Annotated in this window: 16 protein-coding genes; 2 read left to right on the forward strand and 14 right to left on the reverse strand. The window is 36.6% G+C overall.

What is annotated here, in order from left to right:
• Positions 1 to 113: 113 nt before the first annotated feature.
• Genes MHH81_RS13225 through MHH81_RS13265 form a run of 9 tightly spaced genes read right to left on the reverse strand, consistent with a single transcriptional unit; the run spans position 114 to position 5,910 of the window.
• Positions 114 to 851, reverse strand: a complete 738-nt coding sequence (locus tag MHH81_RS13225) for a class I SAM-dependent DNA methyltransferase (RefSeq protein WP_340921977.1) — start codon at positions 849 to 851, stop codon at positions 114 to 116.
• Positions 851 to 1,204: a ribosome silencing factor gene (gene rsfS / locus MHH81_RS13230; protein ID WP_340921979.1), complete on the reverse strand. Its 354-nt coding sequence runs from the start codon at positions 1,202 to 1,204 to the stop codon at positions 851 to 853. Before rsfS ends, MHH81_RS13225 begins: the two co-directional genes overlap by 1 nt.
• Positions 1,201 to 1,776: a bis(5'-nucleosyl)-tetraphosphatase (symmetrical) YqeK gene (gene yqeK, locus MHH81_RS13235; RefSeq protein ID WP_340921981.1), complete on the reverse strand. Its 576-nt coding sequence runs from the start codon at positions 1,774 to 1,776 to the stop codon at positions 1,201 to 1,203. The genes rsfS and yqeK overlap by 4 nt, the downstream gene beginning before the upstream one ends.
• A complete protein-coding gene (locus tag MHH81_RS13240; RefSeq protein ID WP_340921982.1) occupies positions 1,766 to 2,338 on the reverse strand; it encodes a nicotinate-nucleotide adenylyltransferase in 573 nt (190 codons plus the stop codon). The genes yqeK and MHH81_RS13240 overlap by 11 nt, the downstream gene beginning before the upstream one ends.
• Entirely contained in the window at positions 2,335 to 2,640 is a 306-nt protein-coding gene (gene yhbY, locus MHH81_RS13245) for a ribosome assembly RNA-binding protein YhbY (protein WP_340921984.1), read from the reverse strand. Before yhbY ends, MHH81_RS13240 begins: the two co-directional genes overlap by 4 nt.
• A complete protein-coding gene (aroE, locus tag MHH81_RS13250) occupies positions 2,627 to 3,457 on the reverse strand; it encodes a shikimate dehydrogenase (RefSeq protein WP_340921986.1) in 831 nt (276 codons plus the stop codon). Before aroE ends, yhbY begins: the two co-directional genes overlap by 14 nt.
• A gap of 11 nt (positions 3,458 to 3,468) precedes the next feature.
• Positions 3,469 to 4,572: a ribosome biogenesis GTPase YqeH gene (yqeH, locus tag MHH81_RS13255; RefSeq protein WP_340921987.1), complete on the reverse strand. Its 1,104-nt coding sequence runs from the start codon at positions 4,570 to 4,572 to the stop codon at positions 3,469 to 3,471.
• A complete protein-coding gene (locus tag MHH81_RS13260; protein ID WP_340921989.1) occupies positions 4,569 to 5,090 on the reverse strand; it encodes a YqeG family HAD IIIA-type phosphatase in 522 nt (173 codons plus the stop codon). The genes yqeH and MHH81_RS13260 overlap by 4 nt, the downstream gene beginning before the upstream one ends.
• 37 nt (positions 5,091 to 5,127) lie before the next feature.
• Positions 5,128 to 5,910 carry a phosphatidylserine decarboxylase gene (locus MHH81_RS13265; protein WP_340921992.1) on the reverse strand — a complete coding sequence of 261 codons (783 nt, stop codon included), beginning with the start codon at positions 5,908 to 5,910 and terminating at the stop codon, positions 5,128 to 5,130.
• Between the two features lie 88 nt (positions 5,911 to 5,998).
• Between MHH81_RS13265 and pssA the strand changes: the two genes are divergently transcribed.
• Complete coding sequence (gene pssA / locus MHH81_RS13270) at positions 5,999 to 6,538, forward strand: CDP-diacylglycerol--serine O-phosphatidyltransferase (RefSeq protein WP_340921994.1); 540 nt, start codon at positions 5,999 to 6,001, stop codon at positions 6,536 to 6,538.
• A 122-nt stretch (positions 6,539 to 6,660) separates the two neighbouring features.
• Complete coding sequence (gene sigK, locus MHH81_RS13275) at positions 6,661 to 7,389, forward strand: RNA polymerase sporulation sigma factor SigK (RefSeq protein WP_340925246.1); 729 nt, start codon at positions 6,661 to 6,663, stop codon at positions 7,387 to 7,389.
• Between the two features lie 197 nt (positions 7,390 to 7,586).
• Here sigK and mtnN read toward each other — a convergent pair whose 3' ends face one another.
• The 5 genes from mtnN to MHH81_RS13300 all read right to left on the reverse strand — a co-directional run bounded on the left by mtnN (position 7,587) and on the right by MHH81_RS13300 (position 12,344).
• Positions 7,587 to 8,282 (reverse strand): 5'-methylthioadenosine/S-adenosylhomocysteine nucleosidase, encoded by a 696-nt coding sequence (gene mtnN, locus MHH81_RS13280; protein WP_340921996.1) that lies wholly within the window; start codon positions 8,280 to 8,282, stop codon positions 7,587 to 7,589.
• Positions 8,283 to 8,972: 690 nt separating this feature from the next.
• Positions 8,973 to 9,662, reverse strand: a complete 690-nt coding sequence (locus tag MHH81_RS13285) for a YrrS family protein (RefSeq protein ID WP_340921998.1) — start codon at positions 9,660 to 9,662, stop codon at positions 8,973 to 8,975.
• A 170-nt stretch (positions 9,663 to 9,832) separates the two neighbouring features.
• Complete coding sequence (gene greA, locus MHH81_RS13290; RefSeq protein WP_340922000.1) at positions 9,833 to 10,318, reverse strand: transcription elongation factor GreA; 486 nt, start codon at positions 10,316 to 10,318, stop codon at positions 9,833 to 9,835.
• A gap of 113 nt (positions 10,319 to 10,431) precedes the next feature.
• Positions 10,432 to 11,070 carry a uridine kinase gene (gene udk / locus MHH81_RS13295; RefSeq protein ID WP_340922002.1) on the reverse strand — a complete coding sequence of 213 codons (639 nt, stop codon included), beginning with the start codon at positions 11,068 to 11,070 and terminating at the stop codon, positions 10,432 to 10,434.
• Entirely contained in the window at positions 11,070 to 12,344 is a 1,275-nt protein-coding gene (locus MHH81_RS13300; protein WP_340922003.1) for a peptidase U32 family protein, read from the reverse strand. The genes udk and MHH81_RS13300 overlap by 1 nt, the downstream gene beginning before the upstream one ends.
• Positions 12,345 to 12,406 lie beyond the last annotated feature (62 nt).

Below are 12,406 nucleotides of genomic sequence, written 5' to 3' on the forward strand. Positions count from 1 at the left end.
TTCTTGTATTTCTGGACTAACATACGAATCAGGAGTATCAGCCTCTTTCGAAAAGAGGTAAATTATATGGAGTTATAGAAACTATACTAAATTTACCTCTCGATGAAAAGAGTTTATTTTACTGCATGAATAAAATAGCGTTCAATTGCGCCTTCTTCCTGCTCCCCAAAAATAGAGGTAGAAATAGTGACAGAGGAGAATCCAACTTGTTTTAACAAGTCAATATACGCTTCCACGGGGTACGTTCTCTGGTAATGAGATTCCTCAAAGCGTTCATAGTAGCCAGTATCATCTCGAACGAAAAATGTAATATCATGATAAATAGAATGTTCGTCTTCACCTTGTTCGGTATGCCAAATATACGCCACTTGCTCGTCTTCATACGTAAATGGACCATTAGGATAAATGACATCCATTTTATAAAGTGAATGAACATCAAAAAATAATTGACCATCTGTAGCTAACGCAGCAAAAATTTGTTGAAAAGTTTGTTCCACTTCTTCAAAAGTCTCGAGATAATTAAGGGAATCAATCGCAATTACTGCCACATCCACACCGTCGATTCCATCCATTTCAGCCATTGACTGACAGATAAAAGAAATCGCCGTATTATTCTCCAAACTACGATTTTGTGCAACCGTTAACATCGATTCCGACAAATCCACACCAATTACTTCGTAACCAGCCTTCGCAAATTGAACACTTAAAACGCCGGTACCACAGCCGATATCGACTAATCGTTTCCCTGCAGTTACAGGTGCATGATATTGCACCCATTCTGCATACTTTTCATAGGGAATATCCGCCATTAACGAATCATAAATAAAGGCAAACTGGTCGTAAGTGGACATTATGCGTCTTGCCCAACTTCGATCATTGGTGCATCTCCCCAAAGTCGTTCTAGGTTATAATATGAACGCTCGTCTTTGTGGAATACGTGTGCCACAACATCGCCCATATCTACTAAAATCCATCTTGCTTCATCGAAGCCCTCTAGTCGTTTCACATTGTATCCAGCGATAAGTGCTTGCTCTGATAGCTCTTTAGCAATCGCTTGAACTTGACGATCCGAGTTCGCATGGCAAATTAAAAAATAATCTGCAAGTAAAGATACTCCTTGCATATTTAATATTACGATATCCTCCGCGCGTTTATCGTCTGCTGCTTTATAAGCAATCTCTACTAATGATTGGGTAGAAGTCATTCTTTCACTTTTCCTCTCTTTTGTATCAAATCATTGTAACAATGAAATGAATCCGGAAATACCGGCTGTTTTTTTCCTATCAAAAATGTAATACTGTGGTGGATGCAACTAATCATTGCATCTTCTAAATCTTTTTCTGCTTTTTCTCGTAGAAGGTCCACTCCTGGAAAATTGCGGCTCGGCTCAATCATATCGGAGATGTAAATGATTTTCTCTAGAGGGGACATGTTTGCACGACCAGTTGTATGATACTTTATAGCCTGCAAAACATCTTCATCATCAATGTTAAATTCATTTTTTGCTACATAGCTTCCGACCGGCGCATGCCAAAGCTCATGGTGGAAATTCAATAGATTTGGATCCATCTTTTCAGAAAGAATCTTTGCTCTTAACCATTCTTTATCTGCATATTTTACACTATCATGCAAGATACCTGCAATTTCTGCCTTCGCTGTATCTTCCCCATATTTCTCTGCTAGATGAATTGCCGTCAGTGCGACACCTCTTGTATGAATATATCGCTTTTCAGGCATACGATCTTTCATCTGCTTCAATACATGATCAAATTTCATATAACTTCTCCTTTTGGATGAAATCTCGCACAACATCAGGAATAAGAAACTTAGTTGTTTCACCTTGCATTAGTCGATTTCGAACGAGGGTAGAAGATAAATCAATTTGAGGGATCTCCAATGTAATAATAGGATATGCTGATTCAATTGTCGTATTTGGTCTAGATACACCGACAATTCGCACTTTTTTTACAAGTTCATCAATACGATACCACTTAGGTAAATACTCCACTTGATCTCCACCAATGATGAAGAAAAACTCCGTCTCAGGCTCTCGCTTTTGCAAAAGTTCCATCGTATCAAAAGTATAAGAAGTTCCTCCACGTGCAAGCTCTATTAATTCAACTGACATATAGGGGATTCCTTCCATTGCAAGTTCTACCATTTTTAATCGTTGGTTAGCTGTCACACGCTTGTCCATTTGTTTATGTGGAGGGGTTGCATTTGGCATCCATCTTACTTCATCTAGATTCAATGCATGTAACACTTCATTTGCAATGATTAAATGACCAATATGCGGTGGGTTAAATGTTCCACCTAAAATCCCTACTTTTTTACTCATGCACGGCTCGCTTTTGGAAGCTCGATTCGTTTATTATTCTTCGATGGTTTGTATAAAACAACGGTTAAACCAATCAATTGCACTAGCTCAGCCTTTGTTCCTTTAGCAAGAGCAACTGCCACTTCCTGCTTCTCGTCTTCGCAGTTTTGTAAAATACTAATTTTAATTAATTCACGTACTTCTAACGCTTCACTAATTTGCTTCACCATTGCATCATTGACGCCGCCTTTTCCAACTTGAAAAATTGGGGATAGATGATGTGCTTGACTACGTAAAAATCTTTTTTGTTTACCTGTTAACATAATTTCCTCCTAATTGCTCTGTCAATCTTAGAATCATTTCATCTGAATCTGGATTCAATTCATTCCAATATGAAAAGGCTAGTGCTCCTTGATGAACAAGCATGCCTAGGCCATTAATTGTACGAACATTGTATTTTTCGGCTTCCTCTAAAAATGGGGTAACTAAAGGATTATATACAATATCTGCAACAATTGCATCTTCTTTTATTTTATTTAGCTTAATTGGTAGCGTTGTTGAGTTGCTTTTCATACCTAATGAAGTCGTTTGAACAATAATATCAAATAGTTCTAAATTGTCTTCAGCCTCTTGTAAAGTCAATGCTTGTCCAATTTGTAAATCTTCCACCAGTTTTTCTGCATTCGCATACGTGCGATTTGCAATAGCAATATTTTTAAAGCCTCTTTGCTTGAACGCATGGACAATACCTCTTGCTGCACCACCTGCACCTAGCATTAAGATACGATCATCTGCTTTAATAGGACCGAGGGATTGGATAAAACCAAACCCATCCGTATTATAGCCAACAAATTTACCATCTACTGTTTTCACAACCGTATTTACTGCTCCAATATGTTTAGCTGACTCATCAATTTCATCTAAAAAAGGAATAATCGCTTCTTTATATGGCACGGTCACATTCCAACCGCTGCAACCGAGAAGCTTTAAAGCTTGTACAGCCTCTTCTAGCTTTCCTTCTTCTACATGAATTGGAATATACGTTGCTTCCATTTCCAACTCTTGAAGCCATGTGTCATGCATATATGGAGAAAGTGAATGTGCAATAGGATTTCCTATAACCGCAAACCATTTTTTCATTCCAATTCCTCCTAAATAAGCGACGGTCGAATGGAAACCTCTACGCCAGCCGGTGCATGAGCTGCAACAATTACGCCCCCGTTTTGCACAGTAATCCAACCAAGACCAGAAAATACGATATCTGTTTTTGGATCTTTAATCTTAAATTCATGGCGGACTAAAGGTGGGAACTGGTCAACAAACTGTTCCGAAGGTGGAGATAGTAGCTTACCTTTATGTTCTTTATATAAATTATCTGCATTTTCGAGCTTCGTACGATGAATCAAAATATCATTCGCAATATGACAAGTAAATGCTGCGCGATCCCCTTTAATAAAATCAAAACGAGATAATCCACCAAAATATAGCGTTTGCTCACTGTTGAGTTGGAAAACTTTCGGCTTAATTTCTTTCTTTGGCGTAATGAATTTAAGCTCTGTTGGATCCAAATAATGCGCCATTTGATGGTGATTAATAATACCTGGTGTGTCGTACAATGATTTTTCGTCATCTAATGGAATTTCAATCATATCAAGCGTCGTACCTGGGAAATGAGATGTAGTAATGACCGCATCTTCTCCAGTAGCTTGTTTAATAATACGATTGATAAACGTAGATTTCCCTACATTTGTACATCCAACGACATACACATTTTCACCTTTTCGGTAGTGTTCAATTGCTTCCATCGCTTCAGGCATACCTGTTCCTTTATGTGCACTAACAAACAACACATCGATCGGAGACAAACCTAACTTCTTCGCTTCTTGTTTCATCCAGTTAATTACTTTGTTTTTCTTAACGGATTTCGGTAACAAGTCCGCTTTATTGGCAATTAATAAGATGGGATTATTCCCCACAAAACGATGCAATCCTGGTAGCCAACTACCGTTAAAATCAAATATATCGACGATCTTCACGATTAAGCCTTTTTGTGTCCCTAAGCCGTTTAAAATACGTAAGAAATCATCATCTGTCAATGAGACGGGTTGTAATTCATTGTAATTTTTCAGGCGAAAACAACGTTGACAAATAATATCCTCTTTTTCTAATGAAGAAACAGGTGCATAACCAGGTTCTCCTACTACTTCTGTTTGAATCGTTGTACCACAACCGATACATTTTGGTGCTTCTGTCACGCTTCTTCCTCCCATGTCACTTGACCTTTTTTATCCAAGTAACTAAAAATTCTTCGTTCAACCATTCGATTGAACTTTGTGAAAAATCCATCTGATTTTGCGACTGGAATCACCAAAATCGTATGGAGTTTTTGTCGATTTCCTCCAAAAACATCCGTTAAAAGTTGGTCACCAATTACAACAACTTCTTCTCTTTTCACAGACATGGTATTTAACGCCTGTCGGAAAGCTTTCCCGAGTGGTTTTCGAGCCTTGAAAATAAAAGGGATTCCAAGTGGGTCTGCGAATGATTTCACTCGCAATTCATTGTTATTGGAAACAATGGTCACTTGAATTCCAGCAGCTTTCATTCCAACAAACCATTCGATTAATTTAGGTGTTGCATCTGGGCGATCCCACTCCACTAATGTGTTATCCAGATCTGTAATAATCGCTGTAACGCCTTTATCTTTTAACATTTCCGGCGTTATGTGAAAGACACTTCTTACAAATTCACTTGGTATAAAGTTTGAATACAAAGACGAACACTCCAATTCGACACATTTTCTCTAACGATTATAGCATAGTTGCTACGATCTCACCCATTCGCACAAAATTCCGAGGTTTTACATGATTCGAAAACTCGATACTATTCTCCTGAAACAGCATAACTACTGTAGAACCAAACGAGAAATAGCCAACTTCTTCACCTTTTTTCCACTCCTGCGAAGTATTCGTAAGTTCGATAGAATTGACAAACATTGCCCCTACTTTAATATGGAAACAGTTCTTTCCATTTGACATATGAAGTTCTGTTAGCAAACGATAGTTCCCACTAATTGTTTCTTTCCCATATTGAAGTCCCCATTTATTAACTGGAAATGATTTTTTTCCGAGGACAAATTGACGCTTCACTTTGCCATCAACTGGTGCGTGAATACGGTGATATTCAGCTGGACTTAAATATAGAATAATGTATTTCCCATTTTCATATTCTTTAGCTATTTTTTGTGACCCTAGCATATCATGTAGTGTATACGCTTTTCCTTTTACGAAAAAAATCCCTTCGGACGTAATATCGCCGAAAGTTTCAATCGTTGCATCTACGGGACTTATAACACTAGATGGCGAAACATCTAATGGTCTACTGTCCTCTTTCACTTCCCGAATAAAAAAATCATGCAATGTAGAAAAATCATCAACATGACGGATTACTTCTTGAGTTTTAATATTAAAATATTTAATATAAGAGGGAATAAATTTTTTACTCATTTTTGACTGTGAAAATGCTTTAATCATGGATGACGACCATTTCCCATTTGTTAATTCGATCATTGATTGATATAATTTTTCTCTCATTTTTGTCTCCTTATGAAAAATAACTTACAATTTTTGCTTACTCGAAGTATAATGAATAGATATATTATTTGTAAAGGAGTGATTTGCAATGTATTTACCCAATGCTATGACTCAAACAGTAAAAAAAATGAAATCACATGCAGCCAATATGCTTACCATTTGTAATCTTGCATTTGGTGGGGCAGCAATTATAGCAACAATGAATGAACATTACACGTTCAGTGTGTTATTTATATTTATAGCAGGTTTATTAGATCGATTTGATGGTATGGTTGCAAGAAAATTTAATCTAGAATCAGAATTAGGAAAACAACTCGATTCCATGAGCGATATCATTTCTTTTGGTGTAGCTCCAGCATTGTTAATGTATGCATTAATTTTGAACGAATACAGTGTTACTGGAATGATTATGACGGTCATTTATATAGCATGTGGTGCATTTAGACTTGCTAGATTTAATGTTTCTGAGCCTAATGGATTTTTTACTGGCCTTCCAATTACAGTTGCTGGTGTCATATTAACACTATCTTATTTTGCAATTAATTTTGTTCCTTCTGTAACCTACATGTTTTTATTTATCATTTTATCTTTGTTAATGATTAGCACATTTACTTTACGAAAAGTATAAGAGCTCACCGTACTTTTCAAATAATTTAAACTCTCTGAAGCGACTGCTATTGCAGTCGTTTTTTTCATATTCTACCTTTTTTCGACATATACTAAGCTTATAACTAGATGGAGGTGAACATAATCTCTGGTCTTTTGACTGCTTTTATAGGCATCATCTCAGATCTTCCACTTGTTCTAGGATACTTAAAAGGTCAGGCGTTCCATCAACCACTTACGCCAGAAGAAGAAAAAGTGATGATTGAGCGTTTTTTAGACGGAGACTTATCCGCAAGAGATGAACTCATCGAACGTAATATGCGCCTCGTTGCTCACGTCGTCAAGAAATTTCATCCAAAACATGAGCTCTTAGACGATTATATTTCCATTGGTACAATTGGTTTGATGAAAGCTGTAAATAGCTACACGCCTACGAAAAAGACGAAATTAGCAACGTATGCTGCAAGGTGTATTGAAAATGAAATTCTTATGTACTTACGATCATTAAAAAAAGTACAAAAAGACATTTCTTTACATGAACCAATCGGAATGGATAAAGACGGCCATTCGTTAGAAATAACTGATTTACTTCAAGGAATTGATAAAAGTACGGATGAACAACTTGTTGACGAAGAAGATACAAATCGATTATATACACATTTATCTCAATTAGAAAAACGAGAGTTAGAAATTATCGTTCGTAGATATGGCTTACTAGGTCATGAGCCAATGACACAAAAAGAAATATCCAAACAGTTGAAGATATCTAGGAGCTACGTCTCACGAATTGAAAAACGTGCTCTCGTTAAACTGTATCAATATTATATTCATGAAAAAAACTCTTTTGATGTATCGAACACCAAAAGAGCTTAGAGGAATTTAATCTTCGCTTGTCTCTGCTATCATTACAAATGCCAATACTGCAGTAATTAAAATAGACATAGCCATAATAAAAACCATTCGATCTCCCCCTATTACAATATGAAAGCGCTTGATGCTATCATCATAGCATATATTTAAATAATTATTAATATGAAAATATTTAAGGGGTTTGTCTAATTCATGACAAGTTAGGATAATCTCTCGATAACATGTAATACAATTTGGGTTGAGTGTTTCGCTGCAACTGGTAAGAACTCATCGAAACTAACAGAAGACTCTTTCCCAGCGATATCTGATAATGCACGAATTACGACAAAAGGTACATCGAATTGATGACAAACTTGTGCAACTGCAGCTGCTTCCATTTCACATGCTTTCATTTGTGGGAAGTTTTGTCGAACAATCTCCACTTTTTCTGGATTATGCATAAAAATATCACCAGTTGCAATTAATCCAGTTGCTGTTTGATGTTCTCCTATTTCTTTTACTGCTGCTTCTGCAAGTTCCATTAAATGTACATTTGCTTTAAATGCAGCAGGTAGCTGTGGCACTTGCCCTATCTCATAACCAAATGCTGTAACATCTACATCATGGTGTCTTACTTCATCCGAAATAACAATTGCTCCTACCTCTAGGTTTGGATCATATCCACCTGCTGAACCCGTATTAATAACATAATCAGGTTTAAATTCGTTTAATAAAATGGTAGTAGTCATTGCTGCATTTACTTTACCAATTCCACTCTTAAGTAAAATTACCTCATGGTCTTTATATGTACCAACAGTAAATTCACTGTTCGCGATTATCTTTGTTTCTGCATTTTTAATTTCACTTCTTAATAATTCTACTTCTTGTTCCATTGCACCTATTACTGCTATTTTCATTTAATATTACTCCTCTCTAAAAAGCACTTCTTTAAAAATAAGTCAAAGACACCTCTCCAGTCAAGAGGAAGCTGAAAAAGTCTATTAATCATCTCTTAGAGAGTTCTTGAACGACAAGTCGTTCAAGATAACATCTAGGAGATTCCGTTGCAGGCGGACGCTTTCCGCGGGCGGTCCGTGAGCCTCCTCAGGCCGACAGGATGTTGGTCACAAAGGCGTTGAGGCCCACATGATGTGGGTCATGCAATCGTTGCCGCAGGACGCGGCGAACTTAAATTGCCTTCCATTTGAGGTGGCGTTCTTAGCCTTTGTTCCTATGTGCGCTTCTGCGGGGTCTCACCTGGACGCGCTTTTCCCACTGGAGTCGCTGCCTTCCACTCCAATCACCATAAAATGGACGCAATGCGATTCCACCGATTCGCATGTTCAAATATCTATTATTGATCGAAAAAGAGGAGAAATAGACAAAGAAATCCGGTACTTCCTGTTCAAACTTGAACAACAAGGGCCGGATTTTTGTTTAAAAAGAATTTACTGTTTTAAAAACGTAAGTTTTTCAGTGCCCTCTCTCCAGTCTGGAGGGGTCTTTTTTTAGTCTCTGTTAAACAGTCATGTTGTTATGAACAAAATCCGATTGTTTCCCACGGGCAATTCGACAAGCATCTTGGCTCACTCCGTCTATTAAGATGCCTAGTCTAGAGAATTTAATTTTTCTTTTTTAGTTGGTTTCCATCCTTGACCATCTACCCATTCTAAAGATATACGGTAAATTTCACTTCCATCTTTAGATGTAACTGTTCCAATCGATTTTTGTGGACTTCCGCCATTCCCAAGATGCTTAACATACATATTCGATGCATCTAGGTTAGCGGCATAGGCTAATGCCTCCACTTTTTCTGCCCAATCGACGGAATTTTTATCATAACTGGAAACGTGTTCACCAGTTTGCGTCGTCCCAATTGGTTGCCAACCAGAATCTACTATCTCTGATTCTACATTTGAATCACTAGATGGTTCTGTTGTAATTGTGCCTGTACTTTCCTCTATTGTTTCTGACTCTACTTCTTCTTGATCCTCTACAGATGATTCCGTGTTCGTTTCGTCTTGTGCATTTACTTGGTCTGTTGAACTATTCTCTTCTTCTGTATCAGTAGTGTCTTCAGATGAGTCTTCAGTAGTATCATCTTCGTTATTCGTTATTGGAGATGTATTTGGTTCTACTGCACTATCTTTCACTTCATCGTCAGTAACTATATTGACAACCGTCACAATAATAAGGACGAGCACAATACCAATTAGCACATTTAGCATCGTATTAGTTTTTTTCTTTCGATGTTTTTGATTTAGGCGTGAATTGATTCTTCGATTATTTTCTGGCATACAATTCCTCCTCCATTTATTAGAGAACATATTACTTATAGACGATTATAACTTACTTTTTGTTTCAAAATATATGCTTCAATAAAAACAACAGTTTAATATAACAGAGCATAATAAATAAAAAGAGGTAAACAATGGTGTTTACCTCTTTTTATATTTTTCAGGCGTCTTCAGCTTTTCTTATTATGAATAGATTTAATTTCTACATCCATTTCTCCACCTGGAGTTAGGATTTTTACTTTATCTCCAATTGTTTTGCCTAATAACCCTTTAGCAATTGGAGAATCATTAGAAATAAGTCCTTCAATCGGGTCTGCTTCAGCCGAACCAACGATTGTATATGTTTCTTCATCCCCATCAGGAATTTCAATAAAAGTTACTGTTTTTCCTAGTGAGACAAGATCATTATTATCTTCTTCTTCAATAATAACTGCATTACGAATCATCGACTCAATTGTAGAAATTCTTCCTTCTACAAATGCTTGATCTTCTTTCGCAGAATCATACTCAGAGTTCTCAGATAAGTCTCCAAAGCTTCTTGCGATTTTAATACGTTCTACTACTTCTTTACGTTTTACCGTTTTTAATTGTTCTAATTCATCTTCAAGCTTTTTTTTGCCAGCAACGGTCATTGGAAATTGTTTCTCAGTTGACATCCCCATACACTCCTTTAAATAACCACTTAATAAATAATCATTTCTCATTCATATGCTTCTTTTTAACATGATATGAATTTCCATGAAAATATTGTCAATCTTCAATCATCATATTATACAATAACATTAGTTTCAAGAATAGTTTTTATTTTTGTAACCATTAAATCTATAGCGACCTCATTTTGACCGCCTTCTGGAATAATAACATCTGCATATCTTTTCGTTGGTTCTATGAATTGATTGTGCATTGGACGAACGACATTAATATACTGATCAACTACTGAATCAACTGTACGTCCTCTTTCATTAATGTCACGCAGAATTCGACGAATGATTCGTAAATCTGAATCGGTGTCCACGAATAATTTTATGTCCATTAAATTACGAAGTCGCTCATCCTCAAGCACTAAAATACCTTCTAGAATTATTACATCTTGCGGTTCAATTGTAATCGTTTCTGCTGAACGCGTGTGTTGTGCGTAATCATAAACAGGCTTTTCAACCGCCTTATTGTTTAACAAATTATTCACATGTTCGATAAGTAAATCATTATCAAAAGCCAATGGATGATCATAATTTGTGTTTAGTCGTTCTTCAAACTTTAAATGACTTTGATCTTTATAATAGTAATCCTGCTCAATCACAACAACAGAATGGTTTTTAAAAACTTCACTTATTGCTTTTGTTACACTCGTTTTACCAGAACCTGAACCACCAGTAATCCCAATAATAAGAGGGGTTTTTTTAGACATTATTTCATCCCTTTTCTCATCATATTATTTGGATACAACTTTACAGGACATTTGAATTGAATCATTTCTAATGGATGTCTCGCTGCATCTAATACTTGTCCTTTTTCATTGGTAATTTCACCTATTACTAAACGAACATTTTCTATTTCTGGTCCAAAAAACTCTACTTCATCGCCAGGCTTGAAATAGTTGCGTTGCTGTAGCGTTACGACTTGCGTAACCTCATTATAATCCAGAACAAGACCTACAAAGTCAAAGCCTAATTTCTTATCATGTACCCCATACATTTGCTGCTCAAAGCCTGGTTCTCCCTCAAAGTACGCCGTGTCTGTCTCTCGATTTGCACATTTTTCAAGTTCATCTAACCAAGATTGCTGCATAATAAAGTTTTCAGGGTCTGCACAGTAAGCATCAATTACTTTACGATAAACACTCACAACTGTTGCAATATAGTGAATGGATTTCATACGCCCTTCTACTTTAAGGGAATCAATGCCTAGTTCTATCATCCTTGGTATAGATTCAACAAGCTTTAAGTCTTTCGGACTCATTGCAAAAGGAGTATCAGCTTCTACAAACAATGCTTGTTCTTCTCCATCATTTTGCTCATAAAGATCATAATCCCATCGACAGGATTGACAGCAACCGCCACGGTTTGAATCACGAGCAGTCATATGATTAGAAAGGGTACATCTTCCACTGTAGGCGATACACATTGCACCATGGATAAATGTTTCAATTTCTATATCAACTTTTTCTTTCATCAGTTGAATTTCATCACCGCTTGTCTCACGAGCAAGCACCACACGATTTAAACCTTCTTCTTTCCAGTACTGTACCGCCTTCCAGTTAGACAAAGATTGTTGAGTGCTTAAATGTAGTTCTAATTTAGGTGCTGCAAGTCGACAAGTTTCAATGATTAATGGATCTGCTACGATGATACCAGTTACACCAGCACCTTCAACTTCTTTCAAAAATTCTTCCAATCCATCCATGTTTTCATTATGCGCAAATATATTCGTTGTAACATAAATTTTTGCGCCGTAACGATTAGCAAATTCAACACCTTCGCGCATTTCTTCAATGGAAAAGTTACCCGCATTTGAACGTAAACCAAATTCTTGTCCACCGATAAATACAGCATCTGCACCGTAATGTACGGCAATTTTAAGCTTTTCTAAACTTCCAGCTGGAGCTAATAATTCAGGCTTTTTGGTAATTACTCTTTTACCATCTATTAGTTCACTAATTTTATCTAATTTTGTATTTGTCACTTGTAACCTTCCCTTTCTTAAGAAAATAAATCTTTTCAATCAGTTACTGTCTACCTTTGTTA

Origin of the sequence: Psychrobacillus sp. FSL H8-0484, assembly GCF_038005325.1 — a bacterium.
Classification (GTDB): domain Bacteria; phylum Bacillota; class Bacilli; order Bacillales_A; family Planococcaceae; genus Psychrobacillus.

What these genes read in the sequence shown, in the direction of transcription:
- MHH81_RS13225 (WP_340921977.1), bottom strand. Translation starts at nt 851, where the DNA reads ATGTCCACTTACGACCAGTTTGCCTTTATTTATGATTCGTTAATGGCG.
- rsfS (WP_340921979.1), bottom strand. Translation starts at nt 1,204, where the DNA reads ATGACTTCTACCCAATCATTAGTAGAGATTGCTTATAAAGCAGCAGAC.
- yqeK (WP_340921981.1), bottom strand. Translation starts at nt 1,776, where the DNA reads ATGAAATTTGATCATGTATTGAAGCAGATGAAAGATCGTATGCCTGAA.
- MHH81_RS13240 (WP_340921982.1), bottom strand. Translation starts at nt 2,338, where the DNA reads ATGAGTAAAAAAGTAGGGATTTTAGGTGGAACATTTAACCCACCGCAT.
- yhbY (WP_340921984.1), bottom strand. Translation starts at nt 2,640, where the DNA reads ATGTTAACAGGTAAACAAAAAAGATTTTTACGTAGTCAAGCACATCAT.
- aroE (WP_340921986.1), bottom strand. Translation starts at nt 3,457, where the DNA reads ATGAAAAAATGGTTTGCGGTTATAGGAAATCCTATTGCACATTCACTT.
- MHH81_RS13265 (WP_340921992.1), bottom strand. Translation starts at nt 5,910, where the DNA reads ATGAGAGAAAAATTATATCAATCAATGATCGAATTAACAAATGGGAAA.
- pssA (WP_340921994.1), top strand. Translation starts at nt 5,999, where the DNA reads ATGTATTTACCCAATGCTATGACTCAAACAGTAAAAAAAATGAAATCA.
- mtnN (WP_340921996.1), bottom strand. Translation starts at nt 8,282, where the DNA reads ATGAAAATAGCAGTAATAGGTGCAATGGAACAAGAAGTAGAATTATTA.
- MHH81_RS13285 (WP_340921998.1), bottom strand. Translation starts at nt 9,662, where the DNA reads ATGCCAGAAAATAATCGAAGAATCAATTCACGCCTAAATCAAAAACAT.
- greA (WP_340922000.1), bottom strand. Translation starts at nt 10,318, where the DNA reads ATGTCAACTGAGAAACAATTTCCAATGACCGTTGCTGGCAAAAAAAAG.
- udk (WP_340922002.1), bottom strand. Translation starts at nt 11,070, where the DNA reads ATGTCTAAAAAAACCCCTCTTATTATTGGGATTACTGGTGGTTCAGGT.